Source organism: Moorena sp. SIO1G6, assembly GCF_010672795.1.
GTDB classification, from domain to species: domain Bacteria; phylum Cyanobacteriota; class Cyanobacteriia; order Cyanobacteriales; family Coleofasciculaceae; genus Moorena; species Moorena producens.
On the sequence record NZ_JAAHFZ010000017.1, the window covers coordinates 1 to 17,514 of the forward strand.

General features: G+C 45.2%; 12 protein-coding genes and 1 pseudogene. 9 read left to right on the top strand and 4 right to left on the bottom strand.

The window, feature by feature from the left end; all coding sequences use genetic code 11:
* Positions 1-124: 124 nt before the first annotated feature.
* From F6K63_RS17680 to F6K63_RS17715, 8 genes and pseudogenes are all read left to right on the top strand, one after another.
* Positions 125-736: pseudogene (locus tag F6K63_RS17680) on the top strand (zinc ribbon domain-containing protein); the annotation flags it as partial.
* A gap of 46 nt (positions 737-782) precedes the next feature.
* Positions 783-1,052, top strand: coding sequence for a DDE transposase (locus tag F6K63_RS17685; RefSeq protein ID WP_008191471.1), 270 nt, complete (start codon positions 783-785; stop codon positions 1,050-1,052).
* Between the two features lie 123 nt (positions 1,053-1,175).
* Entirely contained in the window at positions 1,176-2,810 is a 1,635-nt protein-coding gene (locus F6K63_RS17690; RefSeq protein ID WP_008191468.1) for an amidase family protein, read from the top strand.
* A 1,022-nt stretch (positions 2,811-3,832) separates the two neighbouring features.
* Complete coding sequence (locus F6K63_RS17695; protein ID WP_287312784.1) at positions 3,833-4,717, top strand: SDH family Clp fold serine proteinase; 885 nt, start codon at positions 3,833-3,835, stop codon at positions 4,715-4,717.
* A 545-nt stretch (positions 4,718-5,262) separates the two neighbouring features.
* Complete coding sequence (locus F6K63_RS17700; RefSeq protein WP_287312785.1) at positions 5,263-7,863, top strand: endonuclease MutS2; 2,601 nt, start codon at positions 5,263-5,265, stop codon at positions 7,861-7,863.
* Between the two features lie 247 nt (positions 7,864-8,110).
* Entirely contained in the window at positions 8,111-8,698 is a 588-nt protein-coding gene (locus tag F6K63_RS17705; protein ID WP_287294286.1) for a DUF3038 domain-containing protein, read from the top strand.
* Between the two features lie 297 nt (positions 8,699-8,995).
* Entirely contained in the window at positions 8,996-10,936 is a 1,941-nt protein-coding gene (locus F6K63_RS17710) for a DUF4335 domain-containing protein (RefSeq protein WP_287312786.1), read from the top strand.
* A gap of 402 nt (positions 10,937-11,338) precedes the next feature.
* Complete coding sequence (locus F6K63_RS17715) at positions 11,339-12,115, top strand: class I SAM-dependent DNA methyltransferase (protein WP_287312787.1); 777 nt, start codon at positions 11,339-11,341, stop codon at positions 12,113-12,115.
* Positions 12,116-12,435: 320 nt separating this feature from the next.
* Here F6K63_RS17715 and wecB read toward each other — a convergent pair whose 3' ends face one another.
* Both wecB and dacB read right to left on the bottom strand, forming a co-directional pair.
* On the bottom strand, positions 12,436-13,602 hold the full coding sequence (gene wecB / locus F6K63_RS17720; RefSeq protein WP_287248672.1) for a non-hydrolyzing UDP-N-acetylglucosamine 2-epimerase: 1,167 nt from the start codon (positions 13,600-13,602) through the stop codon (positions 12,436-12,438).
* Between the two features lie 47 nt (positions 13,603-13,649).
* Complete coding sequence (gene dacB, locus F6K63_RS17725) at positions 13,650-15,236, bottom strand: D-alanyl-D-alanine carboxypeptidase/D-alanyl-D-alanine endopeptidase (protein ID WP_287312788.1); 1,587 nt, start codon at positions 15,234-15,236, stop codon at positions 13,650-13,652.
* Positions 15,237-15,407: 171 nt separating this feature from the next.
* Here dacB and F6K63_RS17730 point away from each other — a divergent pair, with 171 nt between their 5' ends.
* Positions 15,408-15,824, top strand: coding sequence for a ribosomal maturation YjgA family protein (locus F6K63_RS17730; RefSeq protein ID WP_008191443.1), 417 nt, complete (start codon positions 15,408-15,410; stop codon positions 15,822-15,824).
* 124 nt (positions 15,825-15,948) lie between these two features.
* On the opposite strand, the gene F6K63_RS17735 is transcribed toward F6K63_RS17730, so the two are convergent.
* Positions 15,949-16,080 carry a hypothetical protein gene (locus tag F6K63_RS17735; protein ID WP_267872132.1) on the bottom strand — a complete coding sequence of 44 codons (132 nt, stop codon included), beginning with the start codon at positions 16,078-16,080 and terminating at the stop codon, positions 15,949-15,951.
* Between the two features lie 4 nt (positions 16,081-16,084).
* Positions 16,085-17,059 (bottom strand): 2-keto-4-pentenoate hydratase, encoded by a 975-nt coding sequence (locus tag F6K63_RS17740; RefSeq protein WP_287265342.1) that lies wholly within the window; start codon positions 17,057-17,059, stop codon positions 16,085-16,087.
* Between the last annotated feature and the right edge of the window lie 455 nt (positions 17,060-17,514).

The window sequence follows — 17,514 nt, forward strand, 5'->3', positions numbered from 1 at the left end:
ATAAATGTTGGGAATTAGTTTATGCTTTGATGCGTTTAAGTCGTCATAAGCTCGATAATTATTTACGAGGTATGAGAGCTATGAAGCTTATACAGTCTACTTTTTAGCTCTCATGTCGCCCCCCCAGACATTTTTGACCTTTTTTAGTGAGACTTCTGTTGGTAAGATTGGGAATGGTGACTTTTCTCGGGTTCAGCGACTTTGTTCCCATCTCGATTGCCTTTTGTCAAAAATAAGTAAAGCAAAAGGCAAGCAGAAATATCGGATGAGAAAAGCGGCCAGACGGATAGTCATCAAGATCAAAAATCTGATCAACGAATTACATCACAAAGCTGCCCGATTCCTAGTAGATAACTTTGATGTGATACTGCTTCCTACTTTTGAAACTTCTGAAATGTCCAAAAAAGGAAACAGAAAAATCAGATCTAAAACGGTTCGCAACTTACTATCATTTGCTCACTATCGTTTCAAAGAGTTTCTCAAGCATAAGGCTCAAGAGACAGGGAAGTTTGTAGTTGACGTCTGTGAAGCTTATACCAGTAAAACTGTTAGTTGGACTGGCGAATTAGTAAACATTGGCGGTAACAAGACTATTAAGTCAAGAATTGATGGTCAGGTAATGGATTGACCTTTGGTCACGCTTCGCGAACGGGACATCAATGGCGCGCGAGGAATTTTTCTTCGCGCTTTGGGAGATACCCCCTGGCTGAGAAATCAGCTTGCATTGGCGGGCTAAGATGTACTTTGGTAGATTTTGGTAGCTAAAAAGTATCGGTAAACGAGTGCTCGACAAAGTCAAACAGATGGGCAAGGCGGTCTCGCGGTTGTATCTGATTTGGGTTGATGGAGGCAATAGTTGTGAGCCTTTGATCATGTGGGTCATGGATTTGTGCGGTTGGATGGTACAATTCTTACTCCGACCCCAACAGACCAAAAGCTTCGTACTGCTTAAAAAGCGTTGGGTAGTGGAGCGCACTTTTGGTTGGCTGATGGGATGCTGTCGATATGGTCAGAGACTTATGAGTTATTGGCTCAAACATCAGAGACATTGATTTATCTGGCTATGATACGGATCATGGATCGCCGCTTGGCCTAAAATTTGACCTCTGATCACTTGTGAAACATCCTCTTAGTTCAATCAGTAATATTCTTGATGCGGCAATTTCAATTTATATATGAAACAAAAACTGACCTGGTGGCAAATAGCTAAACAAGGGCTGACTTATCTTTTCATGTTAGGTCTGAGTACTTTTCCCTCAGAGGCAGTCGCTGAGACCTTTCGTCTCAGGGAAGCAACAATCGCAGAGATTAACCAAGCTTTTGAGAAGAATGCACTCACTTCCGAACAATTAGTGCAACTTTATCTCAATCGTATTGAAGCCTATGACGATCAGGGACCGAAAATTAATGGGCTAATTTCTATCAATAACAATGCCCTTAAAGAAGCAAGGGAGTTAGACCAAGAACGCCAGCAGAAAGGACCGCGAAGTCCTTTACATGGCATCCCCATCATTCTGAAAGATAACTATGACACTACCGATTTACCCACAACAGGAGGATCGGTGCTGCTGGAAGGTTCCTTACCCCCCGATGATGCTTTTACTGTTAAGAAGTTGCGAGAGGCAGGAGCCATTATTCTTGGTAAAGCAAACATGAGTGAATTTGCTGAATCCTATGGTAGGCTAGGTTACAGTTCCCTTGGGGGACTGACACGCAATCCCTACAAATTAACTCGTGATCCTTCGGGTTCGAGTGGAGGCAGTGGGGCTGTAATTGCGGCAAATTTTGCTGTTTTAGCCACCGGAAGCGATACTTCAGGCTCAATTCGTGGCCCTGCAGCAGTAGCAGGTCTTGTCGGTATCAAACCCACTCAGGGACTGGTTAGTCGAGATGGTATTATCCCCCTAACCCTCTCCTTTGATAGTGCAGGCCCTATGGCTCGAACCGTGACAGATGCAGCGATCGCTTTGGGTGTAATGGCAGGGGTTGATCCCAATGATTACCGTACCCTGGAAAGTGTTGGGAAAACATATAAGGACTACACCCAGTTTCTCAATAAAAAAGCCCTAAAAGGGGCAAGAATTGGGGTGGCGATTGATTTTCGGGGTGGGAACCCTGAGGTAGATGCTGCAACTGATGCAGCAGTTGCTAAGCTGAGGGAATTAGGTGCAACAGTTGAGTCGGTGGATTTCTCTCCCAAATTGGAAAACCTCTGGCCTTTCATGGAAGAGGTAACAGAGGCTGAGTTTGAACCCCAGATCGATAGTTACCTCAAAAACCTCCAGCTTCCATTCCCTGACACCCTGAGGGAAATGTATTCGATGAGCTTATCTAACCCATTAGTCAATTCAGAACAGGCTCTCAATCCCGGTCGCGTCGGAGGGTTTGGAGAGTCTTTAAAGCATCCAGAACTGGCTGATACCGAATATCTTTATATTCTCCATTTCGAGTTTCCCAGGGTTCGCCAGGAGATTTTATCGATTATGAATGCCCAAAATCTCGACGCGATTATTTGGCCCACCATGACTTGTCCTGCCGGTCCGCTCTATAATGTCGAGGATCCAACCTATCAATGTGCCTCAAATGACCCCTACATACCAGGGTACTTAGCCAATGTTTCTGGTTTTCCCGGCATTTCCGTGGCAATGGGCTTTACTGAGCAGGGATTACCCCTAGGACTGACTTTCTTTGGTAAGCCTTACAGCGAGCCTACCTTACTGGGATTCGCTTATGCTTACGAACAGGCAACCCAGTTTCGGCGACCTCCAACAACCACTCCCGCTTTGCCTGGTGAAAATTTTGACTATTAGTGGGTAACTGAGATGTTTTGATATCTAGGCAAGTACAGACCAAATTACAACTAACTGAGTATCAATGTACTAATCAACGTACTACTAGTGCTACTTTAGAGGGAATCGGAACTATTTTAGATGACCTGATTCAGCAATCTAGTAACCACCAATAAATCAATCGAAATCATCCACAAACCCCTACGAGTTATTGTAGGGGTTTTTATAGCACTAAGCATTAAGATGTTTGACATTTATAAACTCCGAAACCTAGTCCTAGGTTACTTTTGACTTCTGACTTCTCACTTGAGACTTGCGCGTAGCGCTATATAATCTCTCCAACCTCCGGAATGTGGGTTTAAGCATTCAGCCACAAGACTTAAGATTTCCTTGGGATTTTCGGAATTAGTAGGAGAACTCCCACAATCAAAACTTTAATTAGTAGTGGCGCACAAACAAGGCTGATAAACAGGCAAATTATCACAATTAATAATGATGCCACTTTCAAGATTTCTTCTGTAGTGTTCAGAGAAAGGTAAGTAGCTACTGCGGCAATCACCAAACTGATTAGTAAGGGCATATACTCAAGGGTTGAGTCACTAAATACTTATCAGGGTTAACCCTTAACTTTTATGACTGAGATTGGCTTTTTGTAACAAAACTTAACTTAAGTTAATTTACAAGAGTTTTGGCGTTGCTTAAACTACAGTTGATAGGACATACTATGATCAGGGCTTGCTGAAGACTTAAACACAGTCTGGGTTTCTCTAGCAAGGCATCAGCCCGTAAAACGTCAGCCGTCAGCCGTCAGCCGTCAGCCGTCAGCCGTCAGCTTATTTTATTCAACAGCTGTTAGCGTAGCTTGGTCATTCGCATAGCATGGCCCAAAGGCAAAGGCCAATGGCACCTCAAGTAGCGTGGGCGCAGCGCATTAGCTGAATGGTTACCGCAAAACCGAGCCAAAAAGACTAAAAATTAGCAATAAACCATCCTAAGCACGGGAAAACTAAAGGGTACAACTACTAGATAGCTGTAAGTGAGCGATGAACTTTAGCTTTAACTTTTTTGATCTGTTCTGGATTTTTCTGATCATCTCCTCGTTGCAGCCCTTGTGGCAACGTCGCCAGATGCAATTTAGACGTTTTCGAGCTTTGCAAGAATTCGAGGAGAACCGCAAAAGTCGGTTAATTTTACTGATTCACCGACAAGAGTCTATTAGCTTGTTTGGCATCCCTGTGTCCCGCTACATATCTATTGAAGATTCTGAACAAGTGCTCAGGGCAATCCGTCTAACTCCACCAGATGTTCCTATTGATCTTATTTTACATACTCCTGGGGGATTGGTGCTGGCTACAGAACAAATTGCTAGAGCTTTAATTCGTCATCCTTCTAAAGTTACTGTCTTTGTACCCCACTATGCCATGAGTGGTGGTACTATGTTAGCCCTAGCCTCTGATGAAATTGTGATGGATGCCAATGCTGTCCTTGGACCAGTTGACCCTCAACTAGGGAATACTGCTGCTGCTAGCATTCTAAGAGTTGTGGAGCAAAAGCCCCTTGAGGCTATTGATGACCAAACCTTGATGATGGCTGATTTGGCAAGTAAAGCCATTAAGCAGGTGCAACGTTTCGTGCGAACGTTGCTGCTAGACGATATCCCTAAGCAGAAGATTGACCCAGAACACATCGATAGAATTATTGACTTTCTTACTACTGGTCAAATCACCCATGACTGTCCGATTACTGTCGAGGAAGCCTCTGAACTAGGTCTACCTGTCACGGTTGGTCTACCTAAAGCTATCTATAAACTAATGGATTTGTACCCCCAACCTCAAGGTGGACGTCCATCGGTACAGTATATTCCTCTGCCCTATAAACCTACTCCTACGTTACCGGATACCACCAGCAGACCGTTATCGGACAAGTAGTAGAAATTTTTGATAATGGTGGAATGATGAGATAATCGGGTGAGGTGGATAAACTCAATTGCTCCACTCAGGACTCAGGACTCAGTAATCATTACTCGTACTGGGGCTAAAAACCTTAGGGAAGCCCTACCATACGATTAAACCATCTGAAGAAGGAGAATTTAGGATAAATCTGGCAGGGCATACATCAACTTATCCCAGCATATCCCAATTTGGTTTTTTTTTGTCTTTTTCAGATGGCAATTAGTAATTAGGTAAGCTATGATATATCATTTATCAGCAATCAGCTAGGAGCAATCAGCCATCAGCCATCAGCCATCAGCCATCAGCATATGCGCTACGCGCACGCGTGCGCGTTCAGCAATCAGCTATTCCCATTAGCCGTAGGCCAGGCTAAGGGAACGAGACTTTTGAATAAAATAAGCTGACGGCTGACCGCTGACTTCTGAATACTTACGTAATTGGTAATTTGATCAATCTTAACTTTCCCAGTCCTAACCGAATTATAGGATAATACAATTGAGGTATGCGTTTGTCTCTGAGCCTTGATTCAATCTGAAACCTTAGAACTACTGGAATGGTCCCGCCTGTGCCAACACCTGGCTACCTTTGCGGCTACTAAGCTGGGAGCCTTTGCGGCTCGTTATCTCCACCCCCCAGCAACTCAACGGGAAAGCCTAGACCTGCTAGCCCAAACCAAAGAAGCCTATCAACTGGAAACGAGTTTAGACACAGGACTAACTTTTGACGGCATCCAAGATATTGGTGAATCTCTGGATCGGGCAGAGCTCCAAGGCATTTTGTCTGGTGAGGAACTATTAGCGATCGCAACAACCTTAGCTGGTGTGAGGCGTCTACGGCGGTTTATTGAAGACCAAGAGGATGTAGAAATTCTGAAGGAACTGGTGGCTGACAGCCGCACCTACCCAGAACTTGAACAAGAAATTCACCGTTGTATCGATGACCGAGGCGATGTAGCTGACCGGGCAACCCCGAAGCTGGCAGGGATTCGGACTCAGATGAAATCATTACGAGACCGAATTTATGAAATCCTCCAGGGGATTGTCCAGCGTAAAGGGGGCGCATTACAGCAACAGTTAATTACTCAACGGGGTGATCGGTTTGTACTCCCGGTTAAAGCTCCCCAGAAAGATGCTATTCCTGGTATTGTTCACGATACCTCTAGTACCGGTGCCACCCTATACGTAGAACCGAAGGCCATTGTTGGGTTAGGCAATCAACTTCGGACCCAGCGGCGGCAAGAACAAGTGGAAGCGGAAGCAGTACGTCGTGCCTTGAGTGAACAAGTAGCAGCAGTTAAGGCAGACTTGGAACGGTTGCTGGTTGTAGCAACTACCCTAGATTTAGCTACCGCTAAGGCAAGGTATAGTCTGTGGTTAGAAGCAAATCCCCCTAGATTCATTGACCGCAATCAGAATGAAAGCATTACTCTGCGGCAACTGCGCCATCCTCTACTGGTGTGGCAGCAAAAACATGAACAAGGCACATCAGTTGTTCCGATTGATGTCCAGATTCAGTCCTACATTCGGGTAGTTGCTATTACCGGTCCCAATACTGGCGGTAAAACCGTTACCTTGAAAACCTTTGGTTTAGCGGCACTGATGGCAAAAGCTGGTTTATTTGTGCCAGCAAGGGAACCAGTAGAACTGCCTTGGTTTGAGCAAATTCTGGCAGATATTGGGGATGAGCAGTCTATAGAACAGAGTTTATCCACTTTCTCGGGTCACATTCGTCGGATTAGTCGGATTATTGAGGCGATAACTACCCCAAAAGAAGAGTTGCAAGTTGGCAGGGAGTTGCAAGTTGGCAGGTTGAAGGTTGTTCGCGAAGCGTGGCCACAAGGCCAAGGTTTTCCAGACAACATTCAACCGGCTAACCTTGAACCAGATAACCTTGGCCAAAAGGCCACGCTACGCGAACAATCGGCCAACATTCAACCGGCCAACATTCAACCGGCCAACCTTAAACAACCTTCAACTCCTCGTGCGTCACTCGTACTATTAGATGAAGTAGGAGCAGGGACTGACCCGGCAGAAGGTAGTGCATTAGCGATCGCATTACTGAAATACCTGGCAAACACAACACAATTAACCATTGCGACTACCCATTATGGGGAACTCAAAGCACTAAAATATCAAGACGAGCGGTTTGAGAATGCCTCGGTGGAGTTTGATGATCAAACCCTGTCACCAACTTACCGTTTATTGTGGGGTATTCCCGGTCGCTCCAATGCCTTGAGCATTGCTAGACGCTTAGGGTTAAACCCATCGGTGGTGGATCAGGCTCAAACCCTTTTGGGGGGAGCTTCGGAAGATGTGAATCAGGTAATTGCGGGTTTAGAAGCTCAACGGCGCACTCAGGAAACTAAAGCCCAAGAGGCCAATCAGTTACTGCAACAAGCTGAATCTCTCCATCAGAAACTCTCTGAACGGGCAAAACTTTTGCAGGAGCGGGAACGGGAATTGAAGCTTTCCCAGGAACGGTCTGTGCAAGATGCGATCGCAGAAGCTAAGAAAGAAATTGCACAAGTGATTCGCCAGTTGCAGCAAGGCTCCCAAACTGCTCAAAATGCCCAAAAAGCCACAAACGCTCTTAAGGAGATTGCCCAGCGTCAAATCCCAGCCGCACCGCCTCCTAAACCAAAACCAGGATTCCGTCCCAAAGTAGGCGATCGCATTCGCATTCCCCGATTGAATCAGACAGCTGAGATCCTCAGTGCCGCAGATAATGGGGAGCTAACGGTACGCTTTGGCTTAATGAAAATGACCGTTGCCCTAGCAGATGTGGAATCTTTGGATGGACAAAAACCCGAAAATGTGGTAAAAACTACATCAAAACCAGCTCCTGCCCCAACTCTAGTCTCGCCGCCAGCTACGGCTGTGCGCACCTCAAAAAATACCATTGATATTCGAGGAAGTCGGGTAGCTAATGCAGAGATTGACATCGACCAAGCAATATCTAAGGCGATAGACTTTGGAGTACTCTGGATTATTCATGGCAAAGGAACTGGTCGATTAAGACAAGGTGTCCACGCTTTCTTGGAACAGCACCCTCTAGTGGAGCGTTTTAAGCTAGCCGAACAATCTGATGGTGGGACTGGTGTTACCGTTGCTTACCTTAAATAAGTTAACAGGTTAGCCGGTTAGCGGGTTAACAGGTTAGCCGGTTAACAGGTTAGCGGGTTAACAGGTTAGCGAGTTAGAATGCAATGCGTGAACATTCAACCTTCTAGCCTTCAACCTTCTAACCTTCAATCTTCTAACTTTAAACCAAAGCTTTAGCAGCAGGAAACATACCTTAATCTTTGGTAGTCCTGTTTCCAAACCTGTAACAGCGACGGGTAAACCGAATTTGCTTTACTAAACTAAAATTATGGTTTCCACTGTCAAGATGCCAAAATCACCTCCTGCTTGGGAGGATTTGCCTCTGAGTCAAGCCGCAGACTCAATCGATCTCGATAATATCAAAACCCAGCTAGATTTAGTCTTGCTTAGTCTAGAAGCTCTAGCAGGTATTGGTTCAGAGGAGATGCTGCAAGCTGCTGCTGAATTAAATTTAGACTCAATGATCACAGACCGAGTAGCATTGTGGCGTCTGCGTCAGTCTAATCCCCTGCGCAAAAGTTCAGGAGGCCGGAAAAAGCTGGATGTGGAGGAAGCGCGATCGCTAGTTTTAATCATCTGTCACTTGGCTAAAAACCATCAAGAATTGATCCGTCGTGCGGTGGCTTTACTCGAACAAATGACACAACAAAACAGTGAACCTCATCGTGCTGCTTTATTAGGAGATTATTTAGATAACTTTAACAACACTTATCGAGAGCGGATGGCCCAAGAAGAAAAGGTATCAACTGATAACCTAAAGCAACTGGCTCTTAAACTATTAATCAATTTACTCTTCTATAGTGGTTCCAAAGGTCATCAGCGTTTATGGTTAGCCTTATTAGGTAAAGTATCTTAAGAATTGTATGCAGGAAAATATAGCATTTTTATTTGAGATGTAAAACTAGGATTAATGGGAACTTCGGAACAGGGGACTTCGGAACAGGGAACAGTATAAAATATCGATGCAGCGCCGACCTGAGGGGGGTTCGCCCACTCGCTATTGAATTAAGACTATCCGATGTTTTTTGGTGTTATGATAAATCAGCATTTGGTTTTATGATCTATTTGTAAATGCTATAGAAATCAACAATTAACGATTAACGATTAACAATTAACAATTAACAATTAACCAATGACTAATACATAATCACCAATGACCAACATAGTCCTGCGACGTTACACTCCTCCTACCTGTACCCTATCAATTTGGGCAAACCGCTCACCCTTATCCCGCTGGGTGGGGCAATCTGTGGTGAAGAAGTTGCGGTTTGAGTTGCGTTTTGATGACCCCCGCAAGCCAGAAGAACAACAGGTAACCTTACGAGGCAACGCAGAAGATTTAGATGTGTTGTATGAAGCGGTAGATGGCTATGTTCAGCACTTCCTTGAGCCGTCCCCAAAGCAACTGGTTGCCTCTGGAAACTCTAAGGCCGTAGGCCACGCTACGCGATCGGCTGAGGTTACTCCCTTAACTCTCCTAACTCTTCCAACCCCTCAGGAAGAAAATGCCACAGCAGTTCCAACTCAGGAAATCCATCTGCAATCGAAAGGGTTACTGAGCCATAGCCTGTTTCTAGGTAAGCTGGCTAATGAAGAATCTGGGTCAGTAGTTGATTTAAGTGCTACACAGCTGTTTGATCTAGCCACCGCTTTGGATGAATATGCGGCTGAAGTAGTATCCCTACCAAAACTCAATCAGCCTAGTTGGAAACCAGAATCATCCGGTTGGATGCGTACAGCAGCATCGATGCTGTTGGCAGTGGGTGTAACAGCAGCAGTGATTAAGTTGCTTGATAAACCTCAGCCTGTTGAGCAAGCGAAAACACTAACAACAGCACAATCACAAACAACAGCATTAGACTCCAGCAAGATTGGGAAAAAGCGAGCCATCTCCCAGGTTCCCCCAGCACCGAGCACTCCCATCCCAACTCCGTCGGTGCCACCCCGTCTGTCCCCAGGAACCAAGTTACCGCCACCGCCTCCTGTAAAGCCACCCTCTCCACCAGTACGCACTCCGCCACCGCCTCCCGTTAAGCGACCCTCTCCAGCACCAGTACGCACTGCGCCAGCAATAGCCTCACGCCCGAATTCACGTCCGATGCTCAAGATTGTTCCTGCTCCAGCTAGGACACCAGACTCTCCTAAACTGAGTGCTACTAGTTCTGGTGTTAGTCCTGTAGCTAGTTCTGTTACTAGTCCTGTAGCTAGTTCTGCTGTTAGTCCTGCTGCTGCTCCTGGGGCTAGTAACGGTGATGCACCTGTTTCTGAGGCTAGTAAAACCAATGTACCTACTGCTGATGCAAATACCCAACCCAAACCAACTCCACCCAGTCCCATCGCTGTAGTACAAACTGTGTCAGAATTGCCAGTGATTAAACCAGCGCCCTCTCCTACTGACGTGGCAACTCAGGATTCCTCTAGAGAAAGTCTATCGATCCCCACAGAAACAGTGGTAATCCCTGAGGCCGAGTCTTCTATTTCTTCTACTTCTATTACTTCTACTTCTACTTCTTCTAGGTCTTATACTACTAATGTGGCGGTTCAAGCCATCCCTGCTCCTCAACAGAATGTGTCCAGTCTCCAGAGAGGTTCTTCTACCTCTAGAATTATCGATCAAGCTGTGCCTGGACTAAATGTCGGGAGTAGCCCTGTTATCGATCAAGCTGTGCCTGGACTAAATGTCGGGAGTAGCCCTGTTATCGATCAAGCTGTGCCTGGACTGAATCTCCCGAGTAGCCCTGTTTCTGATTCCTTAAAACCATCCGAGCCTACCGTTGCGAATCAGATATCTCAAAATACCCTGTTGGATAAGATTTCTCAGGTAGCAGAAGCTAGACGATATTTCCAGGAGCGCTGGCAACCTCCCGAAGGGCTACAGAAAACCTTGAACTATAGTTTGTGGTTAAATAATAATGGTACAATCCGACGTATAATTCCCCTTGGGCAAGCAGCCAAAACCTATATAGATAACGCCCCCATACCTCTGATCGGTGAATCCTTTGTTTCCCCTTTAGAAGGGGAAGGTATACCAAAAATTCGGGTGCTGCTACACCCGGATGGTAAAGTACAAACTTTGTTGGAAGGGATGAATTGAGGTAATTAATAATAGGGGCTCTTGCTTACCACCTATTAGGTTAAATATAGGTTAAATATAGGTTAAATAGGTTAAATTCCTTCCTAGGATGTCCAAAACTATTGTTAGGAAATTTTGGACAGTATTTTTGTGTGCGCTCCCTAGCGCTCCTTTGGAAAATGCGGGGTCTCACCCTATTAACCTTTTATTTACTATGGGGAAGTTTAAAATCTAGGTATAACTATCTTGGCAGTTGTTTTAAGTAGCATTTTGGCATAGTAAGTCCGGATAAGCAAGTTAACTAAACTCTATATCTAGAGTCTTTGGGTAAGCCCTGAGTTGGTCTTGCGCTCCTGACGTTGGCTGTTAGGATTCTCCACCATTCACAATTCGTTTTTATCTGGGTTCAAACTGAAAGGAATCATGAAAGTTATGAAGAAGCATAAAATCCAATTTCCACCTACAAATGTTCGAGAGCTTGGCCAAGATGAGGTCTATTTTTACCTTGTTAATGGAGAATCCAGGGAGAAGATCCGTCTACATGACTATGACCGGATATTCGACGTTCCTGAATTATACGAGCAGGTTGTATATGAGCGTCTGAAGTGCCAGTCTCCATCAATTGTAGTGGATATCCTGCAGTCTGCCGTCTCTCAAGGGGACCAGAGCCTCAACGAGCTTCGGGTAATTGATCTTGGGGCAGGAAACGGGATAGTTGGTGAAAAGCTGAAACAACACGGAGTATCACGGCTCATCGGAGTTGATATTATTCCCGAAGCCCAGGCTGCTACTGAGCGAGATCGGCCTGGAATCTACGATGAATTCTATGTGATGGATTTCTGCAATCTCAGTGATAAAGATCGTGATGAACTCAATTCTTGGTCACCTAACTGCCTGGTTTCAGTAGCAGCACTTGGGTTCGGTGACATACCAGCAAAGGCTTTCTTGGAAGCCTTCAATGTAATTAGCGAAAATGCCTGGGTTGCCTTTAATATCAAAGAAACCTTCCTTGATTCAAGTGATGATTCTGGATTTTCACAGCTGATTCGGAAACTGATCTTCTCGGAATTTTTGGATCTTTATCATCTGAAAAGGTATCGGCATCGGTTCTCCCTCGAAGGTGAAAAGCTCTATTACTTTGCCCTAGGGGGCAAAAAAAATTCTGATGTTCCGCTCTCCTTAATAGACTCACTTGAATAGACTCACTTGGGTTGTCATCCTGACAGGGCAAAGCTATCTAAAATTCGGCTAACCGGGAAGCTAATATGCAGACAAACCGGTTATTGCCCAATAACGGGGATTACAACCAAATTAGTAAGCATATGCGCTACGCGCACGCTGCGCGAACAGCACTCAGCACTCAGCTTATTTTATTCAAAACCACCGATTGCGCTACGCGCACGCTGCGCCAACAGTAGCGTGCCCATAGCGCATAAGTACCTCAATGAGTGTGCCCATTCGCTTCGTGTGGCCATAGACCTTGGCCTTTGGCTGATAGCTGATATCTGATAGCTGAATGCTTACCCAAAATAATCCTCCACAATCTTTACTATACGCTCCGCCGCACGACCATCCCCAAAGGGATTAATGGCATTTGCCATCCCCTGATAAGCTACTGAATCACTCAACAACAAACTTGCCGCCCCCACCATCTGCTCTGGGTTAGTCCCTACCAACTTCCCAGTCCCAGCTGCGATCGCTTCCGGTCGTTCCGTGGTCTTACGCAACACCAGCACTGGCTTACCCAAACTCGGTGCTTCCTCCTGCAATCCGCCAGAATCAGTCATCACTAAATAACACCGTTGCATCGCTGCTACCAATTCCACATAATCCAGCGGTTCTGTTAAAAATACCCGCTCATGGTCACCTAACATTGCCCTTAGGGGTTCCCTGACCGTAGGATTACGATGGAGAGGTAACAATAATGCTGTATCTGGGAACTTATCTAAAATCTGGAGGAACCCCTGGGCTATATCTTCCAGTGGTTTCCCCCAGTTTTCCCGACGGTGTACCGTTGCCAAAATCGTCCGGTATCCTTCCCAATCTAAACCCGGAACCTCACACACTGGTTCCCGTTCAGCCACCATCAACAGGGCATCAATCACTGTATTCCCAGTTTTATGAATTGCGCCAGTCACCCCAGACCCCTGCAAATGCTCTACTGCTAGGGGAGTGGGGGCAAAATGTAATTGAGTAATCTGAGAAATCAGCCGTCGATTCGCTTCCTCTGGATAGGGATTAAACAAATCATTGGTGCGCAATCCTGCCTCCACATGACCCACCGGGATACGTTGGTAAAACGCTGCCAAGGCCGCAGCAAAGGCCGTAGTTGTATCCCCCTGCACAACTACCAACTGGGGCTGCAATTCCTGAAATAACTCCTCTAACCCCCGTAAACTCAAACAAGTAATATCGGTCAGAGTTTGCTTGGGCTGCATAATTTCTAAATCCCGATCCGCCCTCAGCTCAAACATCTGCATTACCTGGTCTACCATTTCCCGATGCTGACCCGTTAACACCACCTGAGTCTTAAATTTCCCAGAGCGTTGGAACTCAAGAATCACTGGAGCTAACTTAATTGCCTCCGGACGAGTCCCTAATGTGATACAGATTTGAATTGGAGACTTGGTTGAACCCTGATTTAGGGTCTCGGGTCTAAGGTCTGGGGGAATTTCCAGGGGTTTCATAATTATAATATTTCTCAATTGGGTGAGGTAGTTTCGTTACTCAACACTCAGCAATAACCCAGGCGAGTCAATAATAGAACAATTTCATCAATAGCACGAAGGAGTGTAGCAGCAGATTGGTCAGATTGATTTACCAGAATACTAAATACCAAAGTTTTATAGTCAGGAATATCAAGATAGCCGGATAAGGCTGAGACACCACTTAATGTACCAGTCTTGGCCTGGAGCTTACCAAGAGCTGCGGTATCACGAAAGCGATCGCGTAAAGTTCCACTAACCTCAGCCGTAGCCAAGGATTCTCGATAAACCTGAGCTAATGGGGTTTGTGCCATCAGTCTCAGAGTTTGTGCGATCGCAAACGGACTAGCTAAATTATGGCGAGATAGCCCAGACCCATCAGCCAGGCTATAGCTTTTTGGGTCAACCCCTAACTCCGTTAAGCTCTGTTGAACCGCGACCAGACCCAACTTAGGGCTAGACTCACTCCCTACCTCTGTTTCCAGTTGGTGCAATAATGCCTCAGCATACAAATTATTACTGTGCTGATTGATTTCCTTTAACAATAGCGCTAACGGAAGAGATTCTACTGCTGCTAACTCTCTGGTTGTTTGTGTATTGGTTATTTCTGTATTATTAACATTAGAAAGAAATATATTATTAACCTCTCTTCCCATCCCCTGATCTGATGATCTGACCATCTCAGCTGAACTGTCTTTTACCAATGCCTTAATCACACCAATTCCCTCAGCTTCCAGGATACGGCGGAAGGACTCTAGGAAATAATGGGCTGGGTCGCGAACTGCTAACCCCCAGAAGTCTGGTGCAGCATCTGCCGCCAGTTGACCGTTAATCACTAACACCGGCTCACCTAAAACTCCCATTATTTCTACTGAGTATGGTATTCCGGCCTTACCGGTAACAGCACGATTATCCACACGCCACTGTCTAGCCGCTATGGAATCACTCCAACTAACGCGCAATGGTTTACCAGGCTGTTGGGGAAATAGGGTTAGTCCAACAGTATTTTGATTGAGAATAAGTCGATTAACTGAAGCGCCATAGTATAGATAACTATCGCTCCACTCCCAGGTTGGATTGATAATACCATAGGGAGTATAGCCATCTTCTACAATTAACTGTTGCACCCACGTCACCCCTTGACCCTTTAGTTGTTGTGCCACATCTGTTAACTGGGTATTGGTTAAGCTTGGGTCTGCTTGTCCCACAATCCGTAAGGAAGTCAAATAGGGGCTAGTGCCAGTACCATAAACCGGTGTGCGAATCCGGTATTGCTGACCTAGTTGACGTAACGCTGCTGCTGTGGTAATGAGTTTGATATTGGATGCTGGAATAAAGAAACGTTCTGATTCAAGACTGTAGAGGGGAGCTGAGTCGGCTAAGGGTTGAATCAAAATACCCCAACGCGATCGCATAAATTCGGGACGACTGATTATGGCATCAATGGCTGTAGTTAAGTCAGCAGGACAAATCTTGTCTCCAAAGGATTTCGGTTCCTCAACTACTTCAACTGCTGCCGGTGTCGCCATCACCCCTTGCTTGATGACTAACTGTACAGCTAACCACAACAGCAGCAAAGTTATTGGTTTTCCCCATCGATGTAAGGGATTTGGCATAACTCACAACTCATAACTCACAACTCATAACTCACAACTCATAACTGAGGTACAGGCATCAGGCGTGGAACGGGCATCAGGCGTGGAATGGGCATCTTGCCCGTTTCCTGCCGCAACTCACAACTGACCTACTGACGCCCTCAGCACTCAATTCATTTGTCTAATCCGTTAATGACTAAACTATTAAAAATTACTCATCAACGCTGGCTCATTATCCTATCCCTATTGATTATCACACCATTAGGGATTCTTTCCAAGTATTACTCTGGTCTTGGAGAAAAATGGGTTCATGACTACTCTGGTGCTATTTTATATGAGATTTTTTGGTGTTTATTGATATTTTTTATTATCCCCAATCGCCAAGCAATAACCAGAATTACCTTAGTAGTTTTTAGCATTACCTGTGCCCTAGAATTATTACAACTTTGGCAAACCCCTCTCTTAGCCCCGATTCGTGCTTCCTTAATCGGTAAATTCATCTTAGGAACTACCTTTGTATGGTGGGATTTCCTCTATTATGCCATTGGCAGCGTCTTAGGTTGGCTATGGTTACGGCAAATCTCCCAGTTTCGGAAACTGATCAGATAATAGTAAATCCGCTTAATTAATCAGTAAGCATTCAGCCGTCAGCTGTCAGCCGTCAGCTTAAAATAAACCTCCTTCGCTATGGGAACAGCTGACATAAAATAGATTAAACTAATACTTACCTGTTTTAGTCAAAAGCTGTTCGCGCAGCGTGGGCGTAGCGCATTAACTGATAGCTTAATGCTGATAGCTGAATGCTTACCTCCCAACTCCCGACTCCCGACTCCCGACTCCCTATTCCCTTTATTATACCCGACATGATATTACTCAAAACTAACGGATATTTCTACCTTTTCTTTGGGATATAATCCAATATATTGAGCACGAATAGTAGTACCAGATTTAACAGGAACTAGGGGAGTCATGGAGCCTAAAGACAGTAAATCGCCTTTCTTCAAAACTTTACCTGATGCCTTCAAAGAATCTTTTAACCAAAGTACTACCTGTAACGGATTTCCTAATAAAGCACTACTTTTACCAACAGCTAACTCATTGCCAGCCTTATCTACAATTACAATCTTTATATTTTTTAATCGTTCTTCCCAATCAGGGGTAGCAGATAAAGGAATCGGTGTTCCTAAAACTCCCAAGCGAGCACCGACATTAATGGCTACCAAAGCAGGCCCATCAAGATTCACTTTTGGGTCATAAACTAAATCTGGTAGTTCCATGAAGGGAATGACGGCATCAAGAGCAGCTAAAGCTTCCCTAGGGGTAGTAGCACTATTAATCTCTTCGCTACCAACTCTAACGATTAAGTCTCCTTCATATACAGGTCGAGCACCGAAGTTGGCAGAGACAACCGCTCCACTGTTGAGCAACATCTTTTCGAGAAGTACACCTCGTATGGGTTCAGAGACTTTGAAGCGCTCTTGAGCAGCAGGATTAGTCAGTCCAGCTTTGTAACCTACAACGTTTCCTAAACTAGAGCTCAACTGTTGTACAAATTGGTCTTGCAAAGCCTGGGCTTGTTCAACGGTTAGCTGAGTCGCAACTCCCCTAGCTGGGGTTTTGTTGAGATAGCTAGTTGTCAATTCCTCCACCAGACGAGCATCAGGGGTTTGATCTAAAACTTTAGTAGGAGAGCTACTAGTTGAGTTGGAGTTGTTCTTAGCCCCAGTAAGGTTGCAGCTTGGCAGATATACAACGGAAGCCAATAGTAAAATTGCTAGGGAAATAGATTTGATATCTTGCATGGTGTTGCTAGAGCTGTTTTCAGGATTCAAACCATTTGGCATAACTCAAGAGCCGAAAATTGCTTCAGTTCAATTTTGTGGTGTTACTTATGAGTTACAGAAGGGGAAGTATACATATAGAGAATTGACGACCAAGAGGAGGTAACCATAAGCGTAGAGAAAAGTCTAGACAAAAGCCTAGACAAAGGGGGGATGATTTCAGCTTATCCCATGACTGAATCAATACACTAGTTGATCTCGACTTTCGGCGAGCTAATCAGCAATCGGTAGTGTTGACGGTTAACTGTTAACGGTTGACTGAATACACTCAGCCGTCAACGGAAAATCCTATTCCCTGTCTTCGAGGATCAGCTTCAAGAGATTATTAAGCCAAGTCAGATCATTTCCGGTGGAACACTGATCTCGGAACATCCGAAATGTGTAACTGGAGTGTGAGCGTCTCGCTGACTAGCCTATAGTCAGCTAACAAGATGCTTGCACTACACAATAACAAGTAA